Genomic DNA, 25,360 nt, shown 5'->3' with positions numbered 1-25,360 from the left:
GGCTCAACACACTTCCCCTGACAAAAACCTGTACATCCATCCAGATAAAACTTGCCTCCGCGCCCCCGCTTGCGCATCCTAGTGCCCATCACCCCCGATGAAGCGTTCCCGGCCATGCGCCTGTTCCTCTGCGAAAAACCCTCACAGGCAAAAGACATCGCCAAAGTGCTCGGCGCCACGCGCAAGGGCGACGGCTGCTGGCAAGGCACTGACGTCTGCGTAACCTGGTGCATCGGCCATCTGCTGGAAACCGCCCCGCCCGACAGCTACGACGAGCGCTACAAGCGCTGGAACCTGGCCGACCTGCCGATCATTCCGGAAAAGTGGAAGATGCTGGTCAAGCCCAAGACCGCCAGCCAGTTCAAGGCGGTAAAGCGCCTGCTGGGCGAAGCCCGGGAGCTGGTAATTGCCACCGACGCCGACCGCGAAGGCGAAATGATCGCCCGCGAGCTGGTCGAGCATTGCCGCTACCGCGGCCCGGTGCAGCGCCTTTGGCTGTCGGCACTGGATGACACCTCCATCCGCAAGGCCCTGGCACGTCTGCTACCAGGCCACGAAACCTTCAACCTGTACCACTCGGCGCTGGGCCGCTCCCGCGCCGACTGGCTCATCGGCATGAATATGAGCCGGCTGTTCACCCTGCTTGGCCGCCAATCCGGCTACCAGGGCGTGCTGCCGGTGGGCCGGGTGCAAACACCTACCTTGCGCCTGGTGGTCGACCGCGACCGCAGCATCGCCGACTTCGTGCCAGTGCCGTTCTGGGCCATCGACGTACAGCTTGAACACGCAGGCCAATGTTTCAACGCCCAGTGGCGTGCGCCCGAAGATGCCTGCGACGACCAGGGTCGCTGCCTGAATCAGGGGTTGGCGCAACAGGCTGCCACCGCCATCGGTAATGCCGGCACGGCCCGCGCCGTAAAGGTAACCACCGAGCGCGTGCGTGAGGCCGCGCCCCTGCCCTTCGACCTCGGCACCCTGCAGGAGCTGTGCTCGAAAAAGTTCGGCCTCGGCGCCCAGGAAACCCTCGACATCGCTCAGGCCCTGTACGAGACCCACAAGCTGATCACCTATCCGCGCAGCGATTGCGGCTACCTGCCGCTGAGCCAGCACGCCGAAGCACCGGGCATTCTCGCCGCCCTGCAACGGGCCGATGCCAGCCTCGCACCGCTGCAGCCCCACCTGGAGCCGCAGCGCCGCTCGCGGGCGTGGAACGACGCCAAGGTCAGCGCCCACCACGGCATCATCCCTACTGCCGCCGCCAGCGACCCGTCGCGCCTGCCGGCCAAGCACAAGGCGGTGTACACCCTGATCCGCGCCCGCTACCTGGCGCAGTTCCTGCCCAATCATGAATACGACCGCACCCAGGCCGACTTCGACTGCGCCGGCCATGCCCTGCGCGCGGTGGGCAAGCAAATCGTCGAACCGGGCTGGCGCCGCGCCCTGCCCGAAGCGCTGACCCCGGCCAAAGGCCGCGAAGCACCACCCGCCCAGGTGCTGCCAGCGCTGCGCGAAGGCCAGGACTGCAACGTGCAAGGCCTGCAACTGAAAGACCTGTGGACCCAGCCGCCCAAGCCGTTCACTGAAGGCGACCTGATCAAGGCCATGAAAAACGTGGCCAAGCTGGTGGACGACCCGCGCCTGAAGCAGAAGCTGAAAGAAACCACCGGCATCGGCACCGAAGCCACCCGCGCCAGCATCATCCAGGGCCTGCTCGACCGCGGCTATCTCGTAAAAAACGGCAAAGCGCTGGCGGCCACGCCTGCGGCCTTCAGCCTGATCGATGCGGTACCCCGGGCCATCGCCGACCCTGGCACCACGGCGATCTGGGAGCAGGCGCTGGACATGGTGCAAAGCGGCGAGATGAGCCTGGAAGAGTTCGTCGCCCGGCAGTCGGCGTGGATGGGCAAGCTGGTCGAGCGTTGCAGCGGCATGCGCATGACCATCAGCGGGCCGGCAGCCGGGGCAGCGCCGCCCTGGAAGAAGAAGCGTCGCGGTGGCAGTGGAAAAAGCAAAGCGACCGGAAGCAAGTCGGCAGCAAGCAAGCCGCGGCAGCCCCGGAAAAAAGCGACAACCTAGCCTTTGTAGCGAACAGGCCGGTACAGCCAGCCCACCTCAACCAGGAAAACCACAAAACGCGCCCCACACATTGGCGACATGAAATTAACCTGCTAAGTTTTCATGAAAATAATCACAATAATTTTCACGAGGCTTCTGGATGTTCAAACACTCCGCCCAGCACGTCGCCAGCTACTACGCCCAGACCTACCCCGCCAACATCCCGTTACGCCCTACCCTGCAAGGCTCACACGACACTGATGTGCTTATCATCGGTGCCGGTTTCAGCGGCCTGCACACCGCCCTGCGCCTGACCCAGGCCGGCAAGCGCGTAACACTGTTGGAGGCCAGCCGTGTGGCCTGGGCTGCCTCCGGGCGCAACGGTGGCCAGGCACTGCTGGGCTGGTCCTGCGACATGCCACCACTGGAAAAGGCTCTGGGCCTGGAACGTGCCCAGCGCCTGTGGGCAAGCATGTGCTGGGCCGCCGACGAAATGCGCGAGCTGCCCGGGCGCCATGGTTTCGATATCGACTACCGGCTGGGCAGCCTCTGGACCGCCGTACTGCCGCGGCGGGTGAAAATGCTTGAAGAAGCCCTGCAAGATGCCGAACACAAATGGGGCTACGACGCCCTGCGCCTGATCGGCCGCGACGAGCTGCCACAATGGATCGACAGCCCGCGCTACCAGGCTGCGCTGTATGACGCCAAAGGCGCCCACCTCAATCCGCTGAAGCTGGCCCAAGGCCTGGCCAGCACCCTCGAAGCGGGTGGTGCGCATATCTACGAACAGAGCCGGGTACTCAGCTATCAACAAGCCGGCAACGGCTATGTTGCCCGTACGGACAACGGCGAAGTGCGCTGCCAGGTGTTGGTGCTGGCCTGCAACGCCTACATCGACCGCCTCGACCGCGGCCTGTCGCGGCGCCTGTTGCCGGTCGGTTCCTATCAGGTAGCCACCGCGCCACTGGACGCCGACTTCGCCCAGTCTCTGCTGCCGCGTAACAGTTGCGTGATCGACAACCAGTTCGTGCCGGACTACTTCCGCCTCACCCCGGATCACCGCCTGCTGTTCGGCGGCGGTTGCACTTACCTGGGCGGTATTCCCAAGGACGTCGCCAGCGCCACCCGTCCGTATCTGGAGCGGGTTTTCCCGCAACTGGCCGGTGTGGCCATCGACTATGCCTGGGGCGGCCATATCGATTGCAGCCTGCGGCGCACCCCGGACGTCGGCCGCGAAGGCCAGCGCTATTGGCTGCAGGGGTTCTCCGGCCACGGCGTACTGCCGACCCTGGCCGCGGCGCGGGCGGTCAGCGATGCCATTCTTGGCGATGACGACCTGTTGGCGCTGTACCAAGGCATCGACAATGGACGCTTCCCCGGCGGGGATCTGCTCGCAGCACCGCTGGAAGCCGCCGCCAAGGCCTGGTACAGAATGCGCGACACACTCTGAAGACGGCCGGCGCTTGCTTCGCCGAAATCTGCCCTATTCTCAATAGCTCCCTTCGGTTCCTGCATACAGGAGACACGATCATGAGCCATGTAACCACGCAGGACGGCGTGCAGATTTTCTACAAGGACTGGGGCCCACGCGACGCGCCGGTCATTCACTTCCACCACGGCTGGCCGCTGAGCGCAGATGACTGGGATACCCAGATGCTGTTCTTCCTCGCCCAGGGCTACCGCGTGGTAGCCCACGACCGCCGTGGTCATGGCCGCTCCAGCCAGGTGTGGGATGGCCACGACATGGACCACTACGCCGATGATGTGGCAGCCGTGGTTGCCCACCTGGGTATCCAGGGTGCCGTGCATGTCGGCCACTCCACCGGTGGTGGCGAGGTGGTGCGCTACATGGCCCGTTACCCTCAAGACAAGGTGGCCAAGGCAGTGCTGATCGCCGCAGTGCCGCCACTGATGGTGCAAACGCCCGGCAATCCTGGTGGCCTGCCCAAGGCGGTGTTCGACGACTTCCAGGCCCAGGTCGCCAGTAACCGCGCGCAGTTTTACCGGGATGTACCGGCCGGGCCGTTCTACGGCTACAACCGCCCCGGTGCCGAAGCCCGCGAAGGTATCATCGCCAACTGGTGGCGCCAGGGCATGATCGGCAGCGCCAAGGCCCATTACGATGGCATCGTGGCGTTTTCCCAGACCGATTTCACCGAAGACCTCAAGGGCATAAACCAGCCGGTACTGGTGATGCATGGGGACGATGACCAGATCGTGCCGTATGAAAACTCCGGGGTGCTGTCGGCCAAGCTGCTGCCCAATGGGACGCTGAAAACCTACAAAGGCTACCCGCATGGCATGCCGACTACCCATGCCGATGTGATCAATGCGGATTTGCTGGCGTTTATCCGTAGCTGATGTGATCACCTGTAACGGCCCTTTCGCGGGTAAACCCGCTCCCACAGGTACAGCGCTGCCCTCAGGTCTTACGCTGAACCTGTGGGAGCGGGCGAGCCCGCGAAGAGGCCGGGACTGGCAACACACCCCTCCCAGGATTACCATGTCACCCTTCTAGTGCGGCCCTTTGCCGCCCCTTGCCTCCCTGCCTGCCAAGACCCCCATGCCCTTCGAACTCACCGTAGAACCCTTAACCCTGCTGATCCTGGCGCTGGTCGCCTTCGTCGCCGGTTTCATCGATGCCATCGCCGGTGGCGGGGGCCTGCTCACCACTCCGGCCCTGCTCACCGCCGGCATGCCACCGCACCTGGTCCTGGGCACCAACAAGCTCAGTTCCACCTTCGGTTCGGCCACCGCAGGTTTCACCTACTACAAGCGCAAACTGTTCCACCCGGCGCAGTGGCGCCCGGCATTGTTCGCCACCTTGACCGGGGCATTGCTCGGTGCGGTCATCGCCCACTACATGCCAGCCGAGTGGTTGAACAAGATGCTGCCGGTGATCGTTTTCGCCTGTGGCATCTACCTGCTGTTCGGCGGCACACCCAAGGCGCCGCTGGATGCCGATGCGCCGATCAAGAAGAAGTGGCAAGTGCCGCAAGGCTTCACCCTGGGCTTCTACGACGGCGTGGCCGGCCCGGGCACCGGGGCGTTCTGGACGGTCAGCACCCTGCTGCTGTACCCCATCGACCTGGTCCGCGCCAGCGGCGTGGCGCGCAGCATGAACTTCGTCAGCAACATCGCGGCGCTGACGGTGTTCATCATTTCCGGGCAGGTGGATTACGTCGTCGGCCTGTGCATGGGCCTGTCGGTAATGGTCGGCGCCTTCTTCGGCGCACGCACGGCGATCAGTGGCGGCAGCAAATTCATCCGCCCGGTGTTCATCACCGTGGTGCTGGCGTTGACCGTACGCCTAGCGTGGCAGCACTGGTTCGGGCAAGCCTAAGCGCCTGGCCACATAAAGATCGATCAGGTACCGGGCAATCGACCGCCCGGCCGGCAACGGTGGCAGGTCGTGGACGCTGAACCACTGGGCATCCTCGATCTCGTCCGGCTGCATGACTATCTCGCCGCCGGCATATTCGGCGTGGAAGCCCAGCATCATCGAATGCGGGAACGGCCAGCACTGGCTGCCGACGTACTGGATGTTCCGCACTTCCACCGCCACCTCTTCACGCACTTCGCGCACCAGGCAGTCTTCAGCCGACTCGCCGGGCTCGGCGAAGCCCGCCAGTGTGCTGTACACACCGGTGACAAAGCGCGGCGAACGCGCCAGCAAGATTTCATCACCACGGGTCACCAGCACGATCATGCTCGGCGAAATACGGGGGTAGCTGCGCAGGTCGCACGGCTGGCAGTACATCGCCCGCTCCCAGCGAATTTGCGTCATCGCCTGGCCACAGCTGCCGCAGAAACGGTGCTCGCGGGCCCAGGTGCCGATCTGCGCGGCATAACCCAGTACTGTGTAGATGTCGAAGTCGCCTTCGAGCATGAATGCCCGCAGGCCACGCCAGTGGCAACCGGGCACGTCGGTGGCGCTGCGCAGCTCCAGCAGGAACACTGGCTGGCCGTCAAAATGGCCGATGCCGTGCTCGCATAACACGTCGAGGTCCTGGCGTTTGAGCCAGTCGCGGGGGAACAGCGCGCCGTTGTCGTCCACCAGAAACCCTTCCGGGCTGCGGGCCACGGCCACGCCCCCGGTGATCTGCGGGTCGAGTACTGCAGTAGTCCAGCGTGCTGACATATCGGGGGTTCCTTGACTGCGCGTCCCCCGGCCCGATCAGTCGGCGAACGTCGGTTTCTGTTTGCTCATGTGCGCCGCCACGGCCACGCGCAGGTCTTCGGACTGCAGCATCGCGGCGTTCCAGGTGGCGATGTAGTCCAGGCCATCGTCGATGCGATGGTCACGCATGTAGCTGAGCATTTCCTTGGTGCCGGCCACGGCGATCGGCGATTTTGCAGCAATCTCGCGGGCGATGGCAAAAACACCGTCCAGCAGTGCGGCCTGATCATCATAGACCCGGTTGACCAGGCCGATGCGCAGGGCCTCGTCGGCCGCAACGTTGCGCCCGGTGAAGGCCAGCTCACGCATGATGCCGTCGCCAATGATACGTGGCAAACGTTGCAGTGTGCCGACGTCGGCGGCCATGCCCATGTCGATTTCCTTGATCGAGAACTGCGCGTCGCTGCTGCAGTAGCGCATGTCGCACGCCGAGATAAGGTCGATGGCGCCGCCTATGCAGTAGCCCTGCACGGCCGCTAGCACTGGCTTGCGGCATTTGTCCACGGCGGTGAACGAGGCTTGCAGGCGCTGGATGGTGCTACGCAGAAGGCGCGCATTGCGGCCCACGTCCTTGCCCATTTGCCCGGCCAGCGAAGCCAGCATCATCAGGTCGATGCCCGCGGAAAAATGCTTGCCGGCACCGCTGATCACCACCGCGCGCACGGCGTCGGTGTCGTCGATCCACCGGAAGATAGTGATGATTTCTTCCCAGAAGGCCGCGTTCATCGCGTTGACCTTTTCCGGGCGGTTGATCTGAACGTGGGCGATGTTGTCGGTCAGTTCAACCTTGAACGCACTGTACTCGGTCACGGGCGGCACTCCTGCGGGTGAAGGATTCATGGCGTGGATGGTAACCCAGCCCGATGGCCGTACTTGTGCCAAAAACGGGACTGCACGCCTTGCCTAAGAAGCGCTAATCCGGCACCGTGCGCCATCGCCGAATCATAAGGATACATATTCATGTCACGCTCCCTGACCGGCGCCCTCGCCCACGGTTTTCTGGGCCAGTCGCCGCTTTGGTACAAGGCGGTCATCTGCCTGTTCCTGGTGCTGAACCCGCTGCTGCTGGTTACCGTTGGCCCGGTTGCAGCCGGCTGGGCGCTGGTGCTCGAGTTCATCTTCACCCTGGGCATGGCGCTGAAGTGCTACCCACTGATGCCCGGTGGCCTGTTGCTGATCGAAGCCCTGCTGTTGCAGATGACCACGCCACAGGCGCTGTACGAGGAACTGCAACACAACTTCCCGGTGATCCTGCTGCTGATGTTCATGGTCGCCGGCATCCATTTCATGAAGGAGCTGCTGCTGTTCCTGTTCTCGCGCATTTTGCTCGGGGTGCGCTCGAAGGCCATTCTGGCGTTGCTGTTCTGCGCGTTGTCGGCGTTTCTGTCGGCGTTTCTCGATGCACTGACCGTGACGGCGGTGATCATCAGCGCTGCGGTCGGCTTTTACGCGGTGTACCACCGCGTCGCGTCCGGCGCCAACCCGCGCGAGGAAAGCGCGCTGGACAGCGACCAGCAGATCGCCCACCTGCACCGCGAAGACCTCGACCAGTTCCGCGACTTCCTGCGTAGCCTGCTGATGCACGGCGCGGTGGGTACCGCCCTGGGTGGCGTGTGCACCTTGGTGGGCGAGCCACAGAACCTGCTGATCGGCCACGAGATGGGTTGGCATTTCGCCGACTTCTTCTTCAAGGTGGCACCTGTGTCGCTGCCAGTGCTGGGTGCCGGCCTGCTGACCTGCGTGCTGCTGGAAAAACTGCGCCTGTTCGGCTACGGCACGTTGATGCCCGAGCCGGTGCGTCAGGTGCTGGCCGCCTATGCGGCCGAAGACGATGCCGCACGTACCCAGGCCCAGCGCATCGCGCTTTGGGTACAAGGGCTCGCGGCGCTGATCCTGATCGTCTGCCTGGGGCTGCATGTGGCCGAGGTTGGCCTGATCGGCCTGATGGTGATCGTGCTGATCACGGCGTTTACCGGTATCACCGATGAACACCGGCTGGGCCGCGCCTTCCAGGACGCCATGCCGTTCACCTCGTTGCTGGTGGTGTTCTTCGCAGTGGTCGCGGTGATACATCAGCAGCAGCTGTTCAGCCCATTGATCAACTGGGTGCTGACGCTGCCGGCCGAGCAGCAACCGGGCATGCTCTACCTGGCCAACGGTTTGCTGTCGGCAATCAGCGACAACGTGTTTGTCGCCACCATCTATATCACCGAGGTGAAGCAGGCGTTTCTCAATGGCGGCATGAGCCGCGAGCATTTCGAAACGTTGGCGGTGGCGATCAACACCGGCACCAACCTGCCCAGCGTGGCAACGCCAAACGGGCAGGCAGCGTTCCTGTTCCTGCTGACCTCGGCGATTGCGCCGCTGATCCGGCTGTCGTATGGGCGAATGGTGTGGATGGCCTTGCCCTATACCGTCGTGATGGGCGGGCTGGGATGGTGGGCGGTGACTTACTGGCTGTGATGTAAACCTGTGCCGGCCCTTTCGCGGGTGAACCCGCTCCCACAGGTACTGCACAGCATTGGGAACCTGTGGTGACCCTGTGGGAGCGGGTTCACCCGCGAAAGGGCCGGCACAGGTTCACGCTGTCGATCCTGCCCGCTGCCGTTCGACTATCCCATGCCAACAGCCACCCTGGCTGCCAACAGGAGAGTCCCCATGCGCAAACTCATCGTAGCCGCCTTCATCAGCCTCGACGGCGTGATGCAAGCCCCCGGCGGCCCGCAGGAAGACACCAGCGGCGGTTTCGCCTACGGCGGCTGGATCGTGCCCTACGCCGAGGAAGTCTTCGGCCAGGCCATGCAGGCATTGTTCAGCCAGCCCTTTGAGCTGCTGCTGGGCCGGCGCACCTACGACATTTTTGCCGGCTATTGGCCAAACATCAAAAACAACGCCGAAGACTTTTCCATCGCCAACCTGTTCAACAGCGTGCCCAAGCATGTGGCCACCCACACCCCTGCCACCCTCGACTGGCACAACAGCCACGCCCTGGGCGTGGACATCGCCGCAGCAGTACGCACGCTGAAGCAACAGGACGGCGCCAACCTGCTGACCCAGGGCAGCGCCGAACTGGTGCAGCAACTGCTGGCGGCAGACCTGGTCGATGAACTGCAACTGCTGATCCACCCGCTGCTGCTCGGCCACGGCAAACGCCTGTTCGGTCATGACGCAGCAGCAGCGGCCTTTACCTTGCAGCAGTCGCAAGTCTCGCCCAAGGGCGTGATCATCAGCCGCTACGTGCGCGCAGGCCAGGTGCAGACCGGTTCTTTCGACGTGGTGTAATCCCATACAACTTTTGCCCCGCCCAGGCATCGAAACACAGGAAGCCCCTATCCGCTCCAAGGAGGTCAACCATGGCGCTGCGCACTACGCTGCTGCTTTCCTGTATGACCCTGGCGCTGCTCGGCTGCGCCGGCAACGATCAACCGGCACCGCCGCGCACCCAGCAGGTCGACCTGCAACGCTACCAGGGCACCTGGTATGAACTGGGCCGGCTGCCGATGTTCTTCCAGCGCAACTGCGTGCAGTCCGAGGCGAACTATGGCCTGCGCCCGGATGGCCGGATCGACGTAACCAACCGCTGCAAGGAAAAGGACGGCCAGTGGAACGAAGCCAAGGGCATCGCCGAGGCCCAGCAGCCGGGCAGCACCGACAAGCTGTGGGTGCGCTTCGACAACTGGTTCAGCCGCCTGGCACCGGGCCTGACCAAGGGCGAGTACTGGGTGCTGTATCACGACAAGGATTACCGGGTGGCGCTGGTGGGCCACCCCAACCGCGAGTACCTGTGGCTGCTTTCACGCACGCCTGCGGTCACCGACCAGCAGCGCGAGCAGCTGCTGACCATCGCCCGGGAGCAAGGTTATGACACCAGCAAGCTCATCTGGCGGCAGGGAGACTAGCAGGCCGTCGACGGCAGGCAGCAATGCGGATAAGGTGTGCGCCCGTCATACCTCGAAGGAGCGAGCCGTTGACTAGCAAGCCACCATTAGCACCCCGCGTTCGTTCTCTTGCCCTGTGTGTTTTCCATCACCAGGGCAAGATCCTGGTCAACATGTTCGATGACCCTGTCACCGGCCAGACGCTGTTGGGCTGAAACAAGGAGCCTGAGCATGGACCTGTTGTTCCTCGGCACCTGCGCCGGGGTGCCCACCAAGGCACGCAATGTCAGCGCCACGGCGGTGATCGAAGCCAGTGGCAGCGGCTGGTACCTGGTCGACTGCGGCGAAGGCACCCAGCACCAGCTGCTGCGCACACCGCTGTCGATCCGCGACCTGCGCGCCATTTTCATCACCCACGTGCACGGCGATCATTGCTTCGGCCTGCCCGGCCTGCTGGCCAGTGCCGGCATGAGCGGGCGTACGCAGCCGCTGGAACTGATCCTGCCCGCCGCGCTGCATGACTGGGTACGCCAGGGCCTGGTAGCCAGCGACACCTTCCTGCCGTTCGAACTGCGCCTGCTGGCCGTGGAAGAGTTGGTCGAATGGCGCAACGATACTCTGCAGGTGACGACCGTTCAGCTGTCACACCGCGTGCCGAGCGTCGGGTTCGTGTTCACCGAACTCAACCCCGAACCGCGCCTGGACATCCCCCGCCTGGAAGCCGAAGGCATACCGCGTGGCCCGCTGTGGGGCGAGCTGGCCAAGGGTTTGACGGTGCAGCATGGCGAGCAGTTGCTGAAGGGCAACGACTACCTGCGCCCTTCCCGGCCACCGCGGCGGGTGATCGTGTGTGGTGACAACGATACCCCCGAGCTGCTGGCCGACGCTGCCCAAGGCGCGGATGTGCTGGTGCACGAAGCCACGTTTACCCAGGCAGTGGTCGAACGTACCGGGGTCACCTTCGGCCACAGTACTGCGGCGGCGGTGGCGCGCTTTGCCGAAGCGGCGGGCGTGCACAACCTGGTGCTGACGCATTTCAGCGCCCGCTACCAGAGCGACCCAAGGCGCAGCCCGAATATCGACAATGTGCGTGACGAAGCCCTCGCCCACTATAACGGGCACTTGACCCTGGCGCAGGACCTGCAGCGCTATCACCTTGGCCGGGATGGCTGTCTTGAGCTGACCGGATGAATTAACATGGCCGGTTTTTTCAAAAGGACTTGGCCATGCAACGCATCGTGATTCTGGGCAACGCCGGCAGTGGCAAATCGACCCTGGCCCGGCAGATCGGCGCCCGCCTGGGGGCGTCGGTGGTACACCTCGACACGTTGTTCTGGGAGGCCGGCTGGGTAGAGCCGGATGCCGAGACCTTTCGCAGCCGAGTACGCAGTGCGGTTAGCGGGCAAGCGTGGGTATGCGAGGGCAACTACAGCCGCCGCACCTTCGACCTGCGCTTACCACGGGCCGACCTGGTTATCTGGCTGGATACACCACGGCTGACATGCCTGAAGCGGGTCATCCTGCGCAGTGTGCTGAACAAGCCACGGCCAGACCTGCCGGCCGGGTGTACCGAGCGGCTGGACCGGGCGTTTCTGACCTTCCTGAGTTTTGTGTGGACGTTCGACCGGGGCTATCGGCCAGGTATCGAAGCCAACCGCCAGGCAATCGGGCCGCAGGTGCCGGTTGTGCATCTGCGTGGTGAGCGGCAGATTGCGGCGTTTATGGAAGGCCTCACACAACCAGCACCAGCAGCGCGGTCCCTGTAGGAGCGGCCTTGTGTCGCGATCGGGCTGCACAGCAGCCCCAGCGATATCAGCGTTTACTTCCAAACCCTGGGGCTGCTGCGCAGCCCGATCGCGACACAAGGCCGCTCCTACAAAAAGCGCGGTCGCCTGATGCCCGAGGTGCTAGGCCGCCAACCGCCCGCTGGCAATCGCCTCCGACGCCTCCAGCATCGCCCGCAGCAATACTGCGCAGCCCGCCGCCAGGTCATCGGGCGTGGCGTTCTCGATTTCGTTGTGGCTGATGCCGTTCTCGCAGGGCACGAAAATCATCCCCGCTGGCCCTAGTTCGGCCAGGAAGATCGCGTCATGCCCAGCGCCACTGACAATGTCCATGTGCGGCAACCCCAGCGCCTGCGCCGAGGCGCGCACGGCATCGACACAGCCTTTGTCGAAGTACAACGCCGGGAAGTCGGCCGTAGGCACCAGTTCGTGGCTCAAGCCATGCTTGGCACAGGTTGCCTCGATCACCCCGCGCACCTCGGCGATCATCGCATTCAGTTGCTCGCCCTCCAGGTGGCGGAAGTCCAGGGTCATGCGCACCTCACCCGGGATCACGTTACGCGAGCCTGGATACGCCTGCAGGCAACCCACAGTGCCACAGGCATGGGGCTGGTGGCCGAGGGCGGTACGGTTGACCGCCTCCACCACGGCGGCAGCGCCGACCAAGGCGTCCTTGCGCAGGTGCATGGGTGTCGGCCCCGCGTGGGCTTCAACGCCGCGCAAGGTCAGGTCGAACCACTTCTGCCCCAGCGCCCCGAGCACCACGCCGATGGTCTTGGCCTGGTCCTCAAGGATCGGGCCCTGTTCGATATGGGCCTCGAAATAGGCCCCGACCGGGTGGCCCAGCACCGCGCGGGTGCCGGCATAGCCGATAGCGTTCAAGGCTTCGCCCACGCTGACACCCTGGGCATCACGCTTGGCCAGGGTTTCCTCCAGGGTGAACTTGCCGGCGAACACCCCTGAACCCATCATGCACGGTGCAAAGCGTGAGCCTTCTTCGTTGGTCCACACCACCACTTCCAGCGGTGCTTCGGTTTCCACGCCCAGGTCGTTCAGCGTACGGATCACCTCCAGCCCGGCCATCACCCCGAAGCAACCATCGAACTTGCCGCCCGTGGGCTGGGTGTCGATATGGCTGCCGGTCATTACCGGGGGCAGCTTGGGGTTACGCCCCGGGCGGCGGGCGAAGATGTTGCCGACGGCGTCGATGCTGACCGTACAACCGGCAGCCTCGCACCACTGCACGAACAGGTCGCGGGCCTGGCGGTCGAGGTCGGTCAGGGCCAGGCGGCAGACGCCGCCCTTGGCGGTGGCACCGAGCCGCGCCAGGTCCATCAGCGATTGCCACAGGCGGTTGCTGTCGACATGCCGGGCGGTGGTCTTGAGGATCTCTTTGACTGGGGTCACGGGTTTCTCCTTCAGGCTTTTTTTGTTGTCGGTGCGGGCCGCTTCGCGGGTGAACCCGCGCCCACAACCAAACTGGCGAAGACGTAGTACAGCGCGCCGCCCAGCAGCGAGCCGGTAAACCAGCCGTAGTCGTAGAACCAGCTGAAACTGCTGTTGCCAATCGCCATTACCGTCAGCGCCACCGGCAAGGCAAAGGCAGCAAACCCGGGCCAGTTCCACGCCGGGTACACGTCGTCGCGGTACAACCCGGCCAGGTCCAGCTGCTGCCGACGGATCAGGAAGTAGTCCACCACCATGATCCCGGCAATCGGCCCGAGCAGGCTGGAATAGCCCAGCAGCCAGTTGGAATACACGCTCTCCAGGCTCAGGTCGGAGACGATCAGGCCCAGCTTCTTCAGCAGCTCATGGCCCATCAGCACCAGGCCGATAAAGCCGGTAAGCCATACCGCGCGGCTGCGCCCGATCAGGCGCGGGGCGATGTTCTGAAAGTCGTTGGTCGGCGACACGATGTTCGCCGCCGTGTTGGTCGACAGTGTGGCAATCACGATCAACGCCATGGCCAAGGCCACCCAGAACGGGCTGTGGATCCTGCCGATCAGGCTGACCGGGTCGGACACCGTCTCGCCCACCAGCGACGCCGAGGCGGCGGTCAGCACCACACCCAGCGAAGCGAACAGGAACATGGTCAGCGGCAGGCCGAAGATCTGCCCGAGAATCTGGTCCTTCTGGCTGCGGGCGTAGCGGCTGAAGTCGGGAATGTTCAGCGACAAGGTGGCCCAGAACCCGACCATGGCAGTGAGCCCGGCGCAGAAGTAACTGACCACACTCGCCCCCTCCGGGCGCTTCGGTGGTTGCGCCAGCAGTTCGGTCATCGACATGTGCGGCAGGGCCCAGAACAGCAGGCCGACGCCCACCGCCACCAGCAGCGGTGCCGAGAGCGTTTCCAGCCACTTGATCGACTCGGCGCCGCGTAGCACCACCCACAGGTTCAGGCACCAGAAGATCATGAAACCAATCACCTCGCCCGTGCCGGCCAAGGCCTTCCAGCCATCGAACACCGAGCCAAGGAACAGGTGAATGGCCAGCCCGCCGAACATGGTCTGGATACCAAACCAGCCACAGGCAACCACGGCGCGGATCAGGCACGGTACGTTGGAGCCGAGGATGCCGAACGACGAGCGCAGCAGCACCGGGAACGGGATGCCGTACTTGGTGCCGGGGAAGGCGTTGAGGGTAAGCGGGATCAGCACGATCACGTTGGCCAGCAGGATCGCCAGCAGCGCTTCGCCAACACTGAGGCCGAAGTAGGCGGTGAGCACACCGCCCAGGGTGTAGGTGGGTACGCAGATGGACATGCCCACCCACAAGGCGGTGATGTGCCATTTGTTCCAGGTGCGCTGGTGCACCTTGGTCGGTGCGATGTCGTGGTTGTAGCGCGGGCTGTCGAGGACATCGCTGCCCTCGGACAACTCGAACAGGCCATCCTGCTCGACCACTTCCGATCTGCTCTGTTGCATGGGCCCTTCTCCAGATTTTCTTTTAGTTGTTTGCTCATCGGGCTAATTCGATGGCCGGAGTACACACGCGTATTTGTGCTTAGAAATCTTGACCAGAATTCCATCTTGTCAAGTCAGTCAACAACCCCTGAAAGGCCCGAAGTCAGCGGGTCATTAAAAATTAATCCTTAAATATCAGATGGTTAAAAACCACAAAATTTATAGGAAAATTTTCTTGATGAATTCCAGATCAGCATCTAGCCTCGAATCTTGTCAGGCCTGACAGGATTAACCGCCCTGCCTGCCCTGCACCCGAAACAATTCCAAGAACCGGCCCAGACCGGTCAGCCTGCGAGGAAAACGGCATGTCCCTGTTGATCCGTGGCGCCACCGTGGTCACCCACGAAGAGAGTTACCCCGCCGATGTCCTGTGTGCCGATGGCCTGATCCGTGCCATCGGGCAAAACCTCGAACCGCCCACCGACTGCGAAATCCTCGACGGCAGCGGCCAGTACCTGATGCCCGGCGGCATCGACCCACATACCCACATGCAGTTGCCGTTCATGGGCACGGTGGCCAGCGAGGATTTCTTCAGCGGCACCGCTGCGGGCCTGGCCGGCGGCACCACGTCCATCATCGACTTCGTCATCCCCAACCCGCAGCAGTCATTGCTGGAGGCCTTCCACACGTGGCGCGGCTGGGCGCAGAAGAGCGCCAGCGACTACGGCTTCCATGTGGCCATCACCTGGTGGAGCGAGCAGGTGGCTGAAGAGATGGGCGAACTGGTGGCCAAGCATGGGGTAAACAGCTTCAAGCACTTCATGGCCTACAAGAACGCGATCATGGCCGCCGACGACACCCTGGTGGCCAGCTTCGAGCGCTGCCTGCAACTGGGTGCAGTACCCACCGTGCATGCCGAGAACGGCGAACTGGTGTACCACCTGCAGAAAAAACTGCTGGCCCAGGGCCTGACCGGGCCAGAGGCGCACCCCCTGTCGCGCCCTTCGCAAGTGGAAGGTGAAGCGGCCAGCCGCGCCATCCGCATTGCCGAAACCATTGGTACGCCGCTGTATGTGGTGCACATTTCCAGCCGTGAAGCGCTGGATGAAATCACCTATGCACGGGCCAAGGGCCAGCCGGTTTACGGCGAAGTGTTGCCTGGCCACCTGCTGCTGGACGACAGCGTCTACCGTGACCCGGACTGGGCCACTGCCGCCGGCTACGTGATGAGCCCGCCGTTTCGCCCGCGTGAACACCAGGAGGCGCTGTGGCGCGGCCTGCAATCGGGCAACCTGCATACCACGGCCACCGACCACTGCTGCTTCTGCGCCGAGCAGAAAGCCATGGGCCGCGACGACTTCAGCCGCATCCCCAACGGCACCGCCGGCATCGAAGACCGCATGGCGGTGCTGTGGGATGCTGGGGTTAACAGCGGGCGCCTGTCGATGCACGAGTTCGTTGCGCTCACCTCTACCAACACGGCGAAAATCTTCAACCTGTTCCCGCGCAAGGGCGCCATCCGCGTGGGTGCCGACGCCGACTTGGTGCTGTGGGACCCGCAGGGCACCCGCACCATCTCGGCCCAGACCCACCACCAGCGGGTGGACTTCAACATCTTCGAAGGGCGCACTGTACGCGGGGTCCCCAGCCACACCATCAGCCAGGGCAAGGTGCTCTGGGCCGATGGCGACCTGCGCGCCGAGGCCGGTGCGGGGCGGTATGTGGAACGGCCGGCGTATCCGTCGGTGTATGAGGTGCTGGGGCGACGCGCCGAACAGCAGCGCCCGACGCCCGTTCAGCGCTAAGGCCATTGGGGCTGCTGCGCAGCCCATCGCGACACAAGGCCGCTCCTACAGGAGTGCGCGGTCCCTTGTAGGAGCGGCCTTGTGTCGCGATGGGCCGCGCAGCGGCCCCAGAAACCACCCAAACAGCTGTCGCCTGCACCCATAAAAAATAGAGAGGCTACAACCGTGATCGACGCCCTGAACCACTTGCCGCGCCCCCGGGCCGGTGCCGACCAGTTGGCCGAGCGCTTCAGCGACCTGGCCCCACCCCTCACCGCCCGCCAGGCCGCCGTCGAAAGCGCGCGCTGCCTGTATTGCTACGACGCCCCCTGCGTCAACGCGTGCCCCAGCGACATCGACATCCCGTCCTTCATCCACCGCATCAGCGACGAAAACCTGCAAGGCGCCGCCGAGCGCATTCTCTCGGCCAACATTCTGGGTGGCAGCTGCGCACGCGTCTGCCCCACCGAAATCCTCTGCCAGCAAGCCTGCGTGCGCAACAATGCGCAGGAATGTGCGCCGGTATTGATCGGCCAGTTGCAGCGCTACGCCCTGGACAACGCCCACTTCACCGAGCACCCGTTCAAGCGCTCACCGGCTACCGGCAAGCGCATCGCCGTGGTCGGCGCCGGCCCCGCCGGGCTGTCCTGCGCCCATCGCCTGGCCATGCACGGGCATGACGTGGTGGTGTTCGAAGCCTGTGACAAGGCCGGCGGCCTCAACGAATACGGCATCGCCCGCTACAAGCTGGTCGACGACTACGCCCAGCGTGAAGTGGAGTTCCTGCTGGGCATTGGCGGCATCGAAGTACGCCATGGCCAGCGCCTGGGCGGCAACCTCAGCCTGGGCGAACTGCGCGATCAGTACGACGCGGTGTTCCTCGGCCTCGGTCTGAACGCCGTGCGCCAGCTGGGCCTGCCCGATGAAGAAGCCCCTGGCGTGCTCGCCGCCACCGAATACATCCGCGAGTTGCGCCAGGCCGATGACCTGAGCCAGCTGCCGCTGGCCGACCGCTGCCTGGTGATCGGTGCTGGTAACACCGCCATCGACATGGCCGTGCAGATGAGCCGCCTGGGGGCCCGCGACGTCAACCTGGTGTACCGCCGTGGCCACGCCGACATGGGCGCCACCGGCCACGAGCAGGACATTGCCAAGGCTAACCAGGTGCGCCTGCACACCTGGGCGCGCCCCGACGCCGTGCTGCTGGATGACGCCGGCAAGGTGCGTGGCATGCGCTTTGCCCGCACCGAACTGGCGGACGGCCGCCTGCGCGACACCGGCGAAACCTTTGAGCTGCAAGCCGATGCCATCTTCAAGGCCATCGGCCAGCGCTTCGACGATGCCTGCCTGGTCGACCCGGTGGCTGCGCAACTGGCTCGCGAGGGTGAGCGCATTCGCGTTGACCAAACCCTGCAGACCAGCCTGCCGGGCGTGTATGCCGGCGGCGACTGCACCGCCCTGGGCCAGGACCTTACCGTTCAGGCCGTGCAGCACGGCAAACTGGCCGCCGAAGCCATCCATGCCCAACTCATGCTCAACGTGGAGGCAGCGTAAATGGCCGACTTGTCTATCGTGTTTGCCGGCATCAAGGCACCCAACCCGTTCTGGCTGGCTTCCGCACCGCCAACCGACAAGGCCTACAACGTGGTCCGCGCCTTTGAGGCGGGCTGGGGCGGCGTGGTCTGGAAAACCCTGGGCGAGGACCCGGCGGCGGTCAACGTGTCGTCGCGCTATTCGGCGCACTACGGCGCCAACCGCCTGGTGCAGGGCATCAACAACATCGAGCTGATTACCGACCGTTCGCTGGAAATCAACCTGCGCGAAATCACCCAGGTGAAAAAGGACTGGCCCGACCGCGCATTGATCGTGTCGCTGATGGTGCCGTGCGTCGAGGACTCGTGGAAGTTCATCCTGCCGCTGGTGGAGGCCACCGGTGCCGATGGCATCGAGCTGAACTTCGGCTGCCCGCACGGCATGCCGGAACGGGGCATGGGTGCGGCGGTCGGCCAGGTGCCTGAGTACGTGGAGCTGGTTACCCGCTGGTGCAAGACCTACTGCTCGCTGCCGGTGATCGTGAAGCTTACGCCCAACATCACCGACATCCGTCAGTCGGCCCGCGCCGCCCACCGTGGCGGGGCCGATGCGGTGTCGTTGATCAACACCATCAACTCCATCACCAGCGTCGACCTGGACCGCATGGTCGCCCACCCCATCGTCGGTGACCAGAGCACCCACGGCGGTTATTGCGGCTCGGCAGTGAAGCCGATTGCCCTGAACATGGTGGCGGAAATTGCCCGCGATCCGGAGACACGTGGCTTGCCAATATGCGGCATTGGCGGCATCGGCAACTGGCGTGACGCGGCGGAGTTCATGGCCCTGGGCAGTGGCGCCGTTCAGGTGTGCACGGCGGCGATGCTGCATGGCTTTCGTATTGTCGAGGACATGAAGGACGGCCTGGCGCGCTGGATGGACCAGCATGGTCATCACACTGTCGAGGCGTTCCGTGGGCAGGCGGTGGGGCATACCACCGACTGGAAGTACCTGGACATCAACTACAAATCGGTGGCGCACATCGATCAGGAGGCCTGCATTGGCTGTGGGCGCTGCCACATCGCCTGTGAGGACACCTCGCACCAGGCCATTGCCAGCACCCTGAAGGCAGACGGCACGCATGCCTACAGCGTGATCGAAGAGGAATGCGTGGGCTGCAACCTGTGCCAGATCACCTGCCCGGTCGAAGACTGCATCGAGATGCAGGCGCAGGATACCGGCAAGCCGTACCTGAACTGGACGCAGGACCCGCGTAACCCCTACCGCGAGGCCAGTTGAGGTAGAACACTGCCTGAACCAGCAACGCGATCGGTGTAGGAGCGGCCTTGTGCCGCGATGGGGCGCGAAGCGGCCCCAGGGTTTCAGCTTCGCCGCCGAGATTGCCGGGGCCGCTTCGCGCCCCATCGCGGCACAAGGCCGCTCCTACAATGGACCGCGTCAGGCTGGAACCTCGGTTCAAGGCTCCAGCCCGATCCCCCGCAAGATCACGCTGGTCACCGTTTGCACCGCACTCTCGAACGCCATGTCCGACAGCATCTCGCCGCCGTTGAGCAACTGCACCTGGTAACCAAAGTCGGCATAGTGCTGGGTAGACGCCCAGATCATGTACAGCAACGCCGATGGCTCTACCGGCAGAATACGCCCCTCCTCCACCCAACGGCGGATCTTGGCTTCCTTCAATTTCGCCCAGGGCACCAGGCTGTCATCCAGGTTCACCCCAAGCACCGGCGCCCCGTGCAGCATCTCTTCGGCCCAGATCTTCGAGCCCAGCGGCCGCGAGCGCGAGTGGCCCATCTTGGCCCTGATGTAGCTGGTCAGCACCACGCGCGGGTCGTCGAAGTTCTCGAAGCACAGTGCGTCCTGCTTCCACACATCCAGCAGGTCCTGCAGCACCGCACGGAACAGCTCGTCCTTGGTGCTGAAGTAGTAATGCAGGTTGGAGCGCGGCAATTCGGCCTGCTCGGCGATATCACCCATGGACGTGGCGCCGTAGCCTTTCTCGGCGAACACCTTTTCCGCCGCCTGCAAGATTTTCTCGATATTGCGTCGGCGGATTTCGATCTTGTGGTTGGCCATCAGGCTTGCGCCGTCCACACCGCCAGCTCATAACCATCCGGGTCGATGAAATGGAAGCGCCGCCCGCCAGGGAAGGCAAAGGTCGCCCGGCTGATTGTCGCCCCTGCCGCCTCGAGCCGCTGCTGTGTGGCATCGAGGTCGTCGGCATACAGGATGACCAATGGCCCACCGGGGCGGACTGGCTCGCCGGTGGTGAAGCCACCGGTCAGCCGGCCGTCACTGAACTCGGTATAGGCAGGCCCATAGTCGGTGAATGCCCAGCCGAACACGCTGCCATAGAAGGCTTTGCTGCTTGCGATGTCGCTGACATTGAACTCGATATTGTCGATCTGCCGGTCAGTACCGCGAATGCCCATGTATGCTCCGTGCCGAAGGGGTTTGGCCTAGTCTACTCCGCTCGTTTCACACTTTTATATCAGGCGGCCTGAAACAACCGTGTGATTACAGGCTGATGGCGATGGCGCGCCTGCCAGATATCGTAATCAGCCTGAATGGCCAACCAAACGCGGGCGGTACTGATACCCGCCGTACCAAGCCTAACGCGCACTATGTGGGAGCGGGTTCACCCGCGAACACCGGCGAAGCCGGTGCCATGCTGCGCGTTGTATTCTTCGCGGGTAAACCCGCTCCCACAGGGATCTCACGCGATTCTAGATATTGAGCAGGGCAGTTGCTACGTTCATCCGCTACCCGCACCTCGCCCGATCACGCACCGGGCACTGTGCGCGATGAAGATTGAGTGCGGTGTTGATGATGCCGATATGGCTGAACGCCTGGGGGAAGTTGCCGAGCATGCGCTGGCCGGCCGGGTCGTATTGCTCGGCCAGCAGGCCGAGGTCGTTGCTCAGGCCGGTCAGGTGCTGGTACAGCGCTTCGGCTTCAGCCTGGCGGCCCAGCAAAACATAAACGTCTGCCAGCCAGAACGAACACACCAGGAAGGTGCCCTCCCCCGGCGTCAGGCCGTCGCTGCAGCTGTCACTGTCGTAGCGCATCAGCAGGCCGTTCTTCAGCAGGCGCTGTTCGACCTGCTCCAGCGTGCGTAAAAAGCGTGGGTCATCCGCCGGCAGGAAGCCGGTCAGGGCAATTTGTAACAGGCTGGCGTCCATTTCGGTCGAGCCATAGGCCTGGACGAAAAACTGGCCGCTGGGGTCCAGGCCTTGCTCGCAGACTTCGCGGTGGATTTCGTCGGCCACCTGGCGGTAATGGTCCCCGCGCTCGCGGCCTTCTTCAGTGGTGTCGGCCAACCCCGCAGCACGGTCGAAGGCGACCCAGGCCATGACCTTGGAATGCACGAACTGCTGCCGGCCGCCGCGCACCTCCCAGATGCCTTCGTCCGGCTCGCGCCAGATGCGTTCGACGTAAGGCATGATCAGGCGGGAGATGGCGGCGCTGCGCGGGTGGCGCGGCAAGCCGCCCTTGATCGCCTGGGACATGGCATCGGCCAGTTCGCCATAGATATCCAGCTGCATCTGCTGCGACGCGGCATTGCCTACCCGCACGGGTTGCGAATGCTCGTAACCGGCCAGCCATGGCAAGGTGTATTCCTGCAGGTCGCGCTCGCCCGCCAGGCCATACATGATCTGCATTTGTTCGGGGTTGCCGGCTACCGAGCGCAGCAGCCATTCGCGCCAGGCCTGGGCCTCGTCGAAGTAGCCGAGGTTCATGAACGCCAGCAGGGTCATGGTGGCGTCGCGCAGCCAGCAGAAGCGGTAGTCCCAGTTACGCTCCCCCCCCACACGCTCGGGCAGCGAGGTGGTGACGGCGGCGACGATGCCGCCGGTGGGGGCGTAGGTCATGGCCTTGAGGGTGAGCAACGAGCGGCGCACCAGCGGGGTATAGGGGCCTACCTGCGGGCAGCGGGCTGCGAAGGCCTGCCATTGCTCGACCGTTTGGGCAAAAGCCTGGTCGATATCGCAGTCGGGCTGCACTGGCAGGTGCGAGGGTTGGTGACGCAGGCTGAAGATTTGACGCTCGCCCGTGCCAACACGAAAGCGCGCGACGGTATGGTGGTCGAGTGCATGCGGGGGGACGGTGCTGCACAGGATCAGCCGGTCAGGGCCGGCAACGGCGCTGAGGGTCAGTGGGGCGAGCCGTTCCACCCATGGCACACTGCGACCGTAGTCGAAGCGCATGACCAGGTCCATCTCAAAATTGGTTTCGCCACTGAGACCCTCGACGATCCGCACCACCGAATTGACGTCGCCCAGTGGCATGAAGTCGAGCACCCGGGCACGGCCGGTGGCAGTGACCCAGGTGGTTTCCAGCACGAGGGTGTCGTTCAGGTATTGGCGGCTGCTGTGCTCGACCGGGTCGCAGGGGGCCACGCGCCAGCGGCCGTTTTCTTCGTTGCCCAGCAGTGCGGCGAATACGGCGGGGGCGTCGAAACGGGGCAGGCACAGCCAGTCAAGCGAGCCATCGCGACTGACCAGGGCGGCGCTGTGGCAGTTGCCCAGCAGAGCGTAATCTTCGATATGGGCGGGCATTAAGTCTCCTTGATGTGATCGCCAGTGCCGGCCTCTTCGCGGGTGAACCCGCTCCCACAGGTATCACATCGGGCCTGAGGGAAGTGGTATTCCTGTGGGAGCGGCTTTAGCCGCGAAAAGGCCGGCACAGGCTTTACAAAAGTCTCACCCCAAGCGGTGCCACTCGCGCTTGTCGCGGGTCAGCAATTCATTGCCGGCTTCCGGCCCGTCTTCACCGGCCGGGTACTCATGCACCTCGCTGGCCTGCGCCCAGGCATCGAGAAACGGCTGCACCGCCCGCCAGCCGTTCTCGATGTTGTCAGCCCGCTGGAACAGGGTCTGGTCACCGGTCAGGCAGTCGTAGATCAGCGTCTCGTAGCCGGTCGCCGGGGTCATCTTGAAGAAGTCCTTGTAGGCAAAGCCCATCTCGACGTTCTCCATCACCAGCTCCGGGCCGGGCCGTTTGGCCTGCAGGTCGAACCACATGCCTTCGTTGGGCTGAATCTGGATTTTCAGGTAGTTGGGCTTGGGCCGCTCCAGCTCTGACTCGCGGAACTGCGCATAGGGAGCAGGCTTGAAGCAGATGGCAATTTCGGTGTCACGCACGCTCATGCGCTTGCCGGTACGCAAGTAGAACGGCACGCCGGCCCAACGCCAGTTGTCGATCATCACCTTCAGCGCCACGTAGGTTTCGGTCTGGCTGTCAGGCGCCACGTTGGCCTCCTGGCGGTAGCCGGGCAGCTGCTTGCGCCCCTGCTTGCCGGCACTGTACTGGCCACGCACCGAGTTCTTCAGGGCCATTTTTGTCGACCATGGGCGAATAGCACCGACCACCTTGGCCTTTTCGCCGCGCACCGCGTCAGCGCCGAACGCGGCCGGCGGCTCCATCGCCACCATTGCCAGCAACTGGAACAGGTGGTTGGGGACCATGTCGCGCAGGGCTCCGGTGCTGTCGTAGAACGCACCACGGGTTTCGACGCCGACCGTTTCCGCAGCGGTGATCTGCACGTGGTCGATGTAGTGGTTGTTCCAGAACGATTCGAACAGGCCGTTGGAGAAGCGGCTGACCAGAATGTTCTGCACCGTCTCTTTGCCCAGGTAATGGTCGATGCGGTAGATCTGCCGTTCGCCCATCACTTTCAACAGGCAGGCGTTGAGCGCCTCGGCGCTGGCCAGGTCGGTGCCAAATGGCTTTTCGACCACCACGCGGCGAAAGCCGCCGCCAGACTCGTCGAGCAAGCCGGCCTGCCCCAGGCGCTGCGCCACCTCGGGGAAGAAGCGCGGCGAGGTGGCCAGGTAGAAGATGGCATTGCCGTGGCTGGTTTTGTCGATGCGCTTGGCGAGGGCCTGGTAAGTGGCCGGGTCGAGGAAATCGCCCGTCTGGTAATCCAGGCGCTTGGCCAGGCGTGCCCAAAGCTTTTCGTCCAGGCACTTGGCGCCGCCCTCGCCGCCTTTGTCACGCTCGAGCATGAACGCATGCAGGCGCGCGGCGAAATCCTCGGCGCTGGCCGGGTTGTGGTCGACGCCGACAATGCGCAGGTTGCGGTCCAGCAAACCGTCGCGGCTGAGGTTGTACAGCGCCGGCATCAGCAGGCGCTTGACCAGGTCGCCATTGGCGCCAAACAGGAACAGGGTACAGGGAGGAGCGGCTGGAATGGTCTGTTTGGTCATTCGCCTTTCTTCTCGACGTGGCCACCGAAGCCCAGGCGCATGGCCGAAAGGATCTTGTCACCATACGTGCCCTGCTGCTGGCGCGAGCGGAAGCGCGCAAACAGTGCGCTGGACAGCACCGGCACCGGCACCGCCTGCTCGACGGCGGCATCGATGGTCCAGCGGCCTTCGCCACTGTCAGATACCGAGCCACTGAACTGCGACAGCTGCGGGTCGGCCACCAAGGCATCGGCGGTGAGGTCGAGCAGCCATGAGGTCACCACGCTGCCACGCCGCCACACTTCGGCGATCTCGGCCACGTTCAGGTCAAAGCGCTGGTCTTGCGGCAGCTCGTTGCCGCCTTTGCTGCGCAGCAGGTCGAAGCCTTCGGCATAGGCCTGCATCAGGCCGTACTCGATACCGTTATGCACCATTTTCACGTAGTGCCCGGCCCCGGGCGGGCCGGCGTGTATATAGCCATGCTCGGCGCGCTGGTGCTCGCCGCTGCGGCCATGAGTACGCGGGATGTCACCCACGCCCGGGGCCAGCGCCTTGAACAGTGGCTCCAGGCGCTCGAACACGTCCTTTTCGCCGCCGATCATCATGCAGTAGCCACGGTCCAGGCCCCATACGCCGCCAGAAGTGCCGACGTCCAGGTAATGCAGGCCGCGTTTTGCCAGCTCGGCAGCGCGGCGCATGTCGTCCTTGTAGAAGGTATTGCCGCCGTCGATGATCGCATCGCCCGGTTCCAGCAGGTCGGCCAACTGCGCGATGGTCTGCTCGGTGGGCTCACCTGCCGGCAGCATTACCCATACTGCGCGCGGGGCTTTGAGCTTTTGTACCAGCGCACCGAGGTCGTGCGCGCCTTGGGCGCCCTCGCCCTCCAGCCCGGTAATGGCCTCACGGTTGCGGTCGTGCACCACGGTGCGGTGGCCGGCGCGCATCAGGCGCCTTGCGATATTGCCGCCCATGCGGCCCAGCCCGACGATTCCCAATTGCATGAGCCGATGCTCCCTTACGAAATGGATGACAACACA

At 64.1% G+C, this 25,360-nt stretch carries 21 protein-coding genes and 1 pseudogene; 12 read left to right on the top strand and 10 right to left on the bottom strand.

The window, feature by feature from the left end; genetic code table 11:
* The first annotated feature begins 114 nt into the window (after positions 1-114).
* The 4 genes from N805_RS02510 to N805_RS02495 all read left to right on the top strand — a co-directional run bounded on the left by N805_RS02510 (position 115) and on the right by N805_RS02495 (position 5,398).
* Positions 115-2,076 carry a DNA topoisomerase III gene (locus N805_RS02510; protein WP_028613339.1) on the top strand — a complete coding sequence of 654 codons (1,962 nt, stop codon included), beginning with the start codon at positions 115-117 and terminating at the stop codon, positions 2,074-2,076.
* Positions 2,077-2,215: 139 nt separating this feature from the next.
* Positions 2,216-3,505, top strand: a complete 1,290-nt coding sequence (locus N805_RS02505) for an NAD(P)/FAD-dependent oxidoreductase (protein WP_028613340.1) — start codon at positions 2,216-2,218, stop codon at positions 3,503-3,505.
* Positions 3,506-3,585: 80 nt separating this feature from the next.
* Positions 3,586-4,416: an alpha/beta fold hydrolase gene (locus N805_RS02500; RefSeq protein WP_028613341.1), complete on the top strand. Its 831-nt coding sequence runs from the start codon at positions 3,586-3,588 to the stop codon at positions 4,414-4,416.
* A gap of 202 nt (positions 4,417-4,618) precedes the next feature.
* Positions 4,619-5,398 (top strand): TSUP family transporter, encoded by a 780-nt coding sequence (locus N805_RS02495; protein WP_016498840.1) that lies wholly within the window; start codon positions 4,619-4,621, stop codon positions 5,396-5,398.
* Here the strand turns inward: N805_RS02495 and nudC are convergent.
* Together nudC and N805_RS02485 are read right to left on the bottom strand one after the other, a co-directional pair.
* Complete coding sequence (gene nudC / locus N805_RS02490) at positions 5,366-6,196, bottom strand: NAD(+) diphosphatase (protein WP_028613342.1); 831 nt, start codon at positions 6,194-6,196, stop codon at positions 5,366-5,368. The two genes, N805_RS02495 and nudC, sit on opposite strands and share 33 nt — an antisense overlap.
* A gap of 36 nt (positions 6,197-6,232) precedes the next feature.
* Positions 6,233-7,045, bottom strand: a complete 813-nt coding sequence (locus tag N805_RS02485) for a crotonase/enoyl-CoA hydratase family protein (protein WP_028613343.1) — start codon at positions 7,043-7,045, stop codon at positions 6,233-6,235.
* 150 nt (positions 7,046-7,195) lie between these two features.
* Between N805_RS02485 and nhaB the strand changes: the two genes are divergently transcribed.
* The 5 genes from nhaB (at position 7,196) to N805_RS02460 (ending at position 11,879) form a co-directional block, all read left to right on the top strand.
* The gene (gene nhaB, locus N805_RS02480; RefSeq protein WP_028613344.1) at positions 7,196-8,698 is read left to right on the top strand and encodes a sodium/proton antiporter NhaB; all 1,503 of its coding nucleotides are present in this window, start codon (positions 7,196-7,198) and stop codon (positions 8,696-8,698) included.
* A gap of 195 nt (positions 8,699-8,893) precedes the next feature.
* Entirely contained in the window at positions 8,894-9,517 is a 624-nt protein-coding gene (locus tag N805_RS02475; RefSeq protein WP_028613345.1) for a dihydrofolate reductase family protein, read from the top strand.
* Between the two features lie 71 nt (positions 9,518-9,588).
* Positions 9,589-10,134: a lipocalin family protein gene (locus N805_RS02470; protein WP_028613346.1), complete on the top strand. Its 546-nt coding sequence runs from the start codon at positions 9,589-9,591 to the stop codon at positions 10,132-10,134.
* 210 nt (positions 10,135-10,344) lie between these two features.
* Positions 10,345-11,304 (top strand): ribonuclease Z, encoded by a 960-nt coding sequence (locus N805_RS02465; protein ID WP_028613347.1) that lies wholly within the window; start codon positions 10,345-10,347, stop codon positions 11,302-11,304.
* A gap of 35 nt (positions 11,305-11,339) precedes the next feature.
* Positions 11,340-11,879: an ATPase AAA gene (locus N805_RS02460; protein ID WP_028613348.1), complete on the top strand. Its 540-nt coding sequence runs from the start codon at positions 11,340-11,342 to the stop codon at positions 11,877-11,879.
* Between the two features lie 141 nt (positions 11,880-12,020).
* On the opposite strand, the gene N805_RS02455 is transcribed toward N805_RS02460, so the two are convergent.
* Together N805_RS02455 and N805_RS02450 are read right to left on the bottom strand one after the other, a co-directional pair.
* Entirely contained in the window at positions 12,021-13,304 is a 1,284-nt protein-coding gene (locus N805_RS02455) for a Zn-dependent hydrolase (RefSeq protein ID WP_028613349.1), read from the bottom strand.
* Between the two features lie 11 nt (positions 13,305-13,315).
* A complete protein-coding gene (locus tag N805_RS02450; RefSeq protein ID WP_028613350.1) occupies positions 13,316-14,821 on the bottom strand; it encodes an NCS1 family nucleobase:cation symporter-1 in 1,506 nt (501 codons plus the stop codon).
* A 344-nt stretch (positions 14,822-15,165) separates the two neighbouring features.
* Between N805_RS02450 and hydA the strand changes: the two genes are divergently transcribed.
* The 3 genes from hydA to preA all read left to right on the top strand — a co-directional run bounded on the left by hydA (position 15,166) and on the right by preA (position 19,413).
* The gene (gene hydA, locus N805_RS02445; RefSeq protein ID WP_028613351.1) at positions 15,166-16,605 is read left to right on the top strand and encodes a dihydropyrimidinase; all 1,440 of its coding nucleotides are present in this window, start codon (positions 15,166-15,168) and stop codon (positions 16,603-16,605) included.
* A gap of 165 nt (positions 16,606-16,770) precedes the next feature.
* The gene (locus tag N805_RS02440; RefSeq protein WP_019470143.1) at positions 16,771-18,138 is read left to right on the top strand and encodes an NAD(P)-dependent oxidoreductase; all 1,368 of its coding nucleotides are present in this window, start codon (positions 16,771-16,773) and stop codon (positions 18,136-18,138) included.
* On the top strand, positions 18,139-19,413 hold the full coding sequence (preA, locus tag N805_RS02435; protein ID WP_019470142.1) for an NAD-dependent dihydropyrimidine dehydrogenase subunit PreA: 1,275 nt from the start codon (positions 18,139-18,141) through the stop codon (positions 19,411-19,413).
* A gap of 177 nt (positions 19,414-19,590) precedes the next feature.
* Here preA and N805_RS02430 read toward each other — a convergent pair whose 3' ends face one another.
* The 6 genes and pseudogenes from N805_RS02430 to gnd form a co-directional block, all read right to left on the bottom strand.
* Complete coding sequence (locus N805_RS02430; protein WP_026034333.1) at positions 19,591-20,211, bottom strand: TetR/AcrR family transcriptional regulator; 621 nt, start codon at positions 20,209-20,211, stop codon at positions 19,591-19,593.
* Positions 20,211-20,567 (bottom strand): VOC family protein, encoded by a 357-nt coding sequence (locus tag N805_RS02425; protein ID WP_019470140.1) that lies wholly within the window; start codon positions 20,565-20,567, stop codon positions 20,211-20,213. Before N805_RS02425 ends, N805_RS02430 begins: the two co-directional genes overlap by 1 nt.
* 59 nt (positions 20,568-20,626) lie before the next feature.
* Positions 20,627-20,752 (bottom strand): annotated as a pseudogene (locus tag N805_RS30870) (addiction module antidote protein, HigA family); the annotation flags it as partial.
* Positions 20,753-20,897: 145 nt separating this feature from the next.
* The gene (locus N805_RS02420; RefSeq protein ID WP_019470139.1) at positions 20,898-22,694 is read right to left on the bottom strand and encodes a glycoside hydrolase family 15 protein; all 1,797 of its coding nucleotides are present in this window, start codon (positions 22,692-22,694) and stop codon (positions 20,898-20,900) included.
* Positions 22,695-22,838: 144 nt separating this feature from the next.
* A complete protein-coding gene (gene zwf, locus N805_RS02415; RefSeq protein ID WP_019470138.1) occupies positions 22,839-24,344 on the bottom strand; it encodes a glucose-6-phosphate dehydrogenase in 1,506 nt (501 codons plus the stop codon).
* Complete coding sequence (gnd, locus tag N805_RS02410) at positions 24,341-25,324, bottom strand: phosphogluconate dehydrogenase (NAD(+)-dependent, decarboxylating) (RefSeq protein WP_016488154.1); 984 nt, start codon at positions 25,322-25,324, stop codon at positions 24,341-24,343. Before gnd ends, zwf begins: the two co-directional genes overlap by 4 nt.
* Positions 25,325-25,360: the final 36 nt, after the last annotated feature.

Origin of the sequence: Pseudomonas putida S13.1.2 (genome assembly GCF_000498395.2) — a bacterium.
GTDB lineage: Bacteria > Pseudomonadota > Gammaproteobacteria > Pseudomonadales > Pseudomonadaceae > Aquipseudomonas > Aquipseudomonas putida_Q.
Note: the sequence above shows the minus strand (reverse complement) of the source record. Positions and strands in the feature narration are given on the sequence as shown.

What these genes read in the sequence shown, in the direction of transcription:
- N805_RS02510 (WP_028613339.1), top strand. Translation starts at nt 115, where the DNA reads ATGCGCCTGTTCCTCTGCGAAAAACCCTCACAGGCAAAAGACATCGCC.
- N805_RS02505 (WP_028613340.1), top strand. Translation starts at nt 2,216, where the DNA reads ATGTTCAAACACTCCGCCCAGCACGTCGCCAGCTACTACGCCCAGACC.
- N805_RS02500 (WP_028613341.1), top strand. Translation starts at nt 3,586, where the DNA reads ATGAGCCATGTAACCACGCAGGACGGCGTGCAGATTTTCTACAAGGAC.
- N805_RS02495 (WP_016498840.1), top strand. Translation starts at nt 4,619, where the DNA reads ATGCCCTTCGAACTCACCGTAGAACCCTTAACCCTGCTGATCCTGGCG.
- nudC (WP_028613342.1), bottom strand. Translation starts at nt 6,196, where the DNA reads ATGTCAGCACGCTGGACTACTGCAGTACTCGACCCGCAGATCACCGGG.
- nhaB (WP_028613344.1), top strand. Translation starts at nt 7,196, where the DNA reads ATGTCACGCTCCCTGACCGGCGCCCTCGCCCACGGTTTTCTGGGCCAG.
- N805_RS02475 (WP_028613345.1), top strand. Translation starts at nt 8,894, where the DNA reads ATGCGCAAACTCATCGTAGCCGCCTTCATCAGCCTCGACGGCGTGATG.
- N805_RS02470 (WP_028613346.1), top strand. Translation starts at nt 9,589, where the DNA reads ATGGCGCTGCGCACTACGCTGCTGCTTTCCTGTATGACCCTGGCGCTG.
- N805_RS02465 (WP_028613347.1), top strand. Translation starts at nt 10,345, where the DNA reads ATGGACCTGTTGTTCCTCGGCACCTGCGCCGGGGTGCCCACCAAGGCA.
- N805_RS02460 (WP_028613348.1), top strand. Translation starts at nt 11,340, where the DNA reads ATGCAACGCATCGTGATTCTGGGCAACGCCGGCAGTGGCAAATCGACC.
- N805_RS02450 (WP_028613350.1), bottom strand. Translation starts at nt 14,821, where the DNA reads ATGCAACAGAGCAGATCGGAAGTGGTCGAGCAGGATGGCCTGTTCGAG.
- hydA (WP_028613351.1), top strand. Translation starts at nt 15,166, where the DNA reads ATGTCCCTGTTGATCCGTGGCGCCACCGTGGTCACCCACGAAGAGAGT.
- preA (WP_019470142.1), top strand. Translation starts at nt 18,139, where the DNA reads ATGGCCGACTTGTCTATCGTGTTTGCCGGCATCAAGGCACCCAACCCG.
- N805_RS02430 (WP_026034333.1), bottom strand. Translation starts at nt 20,211, where the DNA reads ATGGCCAACCACAAGATCGAAATCCGCCGACGCAATATCGAGAAAATC.
- N805_RS02425 (WP_019470140.1), bottom strand. Translation starts at nt 20,567, where the DNA reads ATGGGCATTCGCGGTACTGACCGGCAGATCGACAATATCGAGTTCAAT.
- N805_RS02420 (WP_019470139.1), bottom strand. Translation starts at nt 22,694, where the DNA reads ATGCCCGCCCATATCGAAGATTACGCTCTGCTGGGCAACTGCCACAGC.
- zwf (WP_019470138.1), bottom strand. Translation starts at nt 24,344, where the DNA reads ATGACCAAACAGACCATTCCAGCCGCTCCTCCCTGTACCCTGTTCCTG.
- gnd (WP_016488154.1), bottom strand. Translation starts at nt 25,324, where the DNA reads ATGCAATTGGGAATCGTCGGGCTGGGCCGCATGGGCGGCAATATCGCA.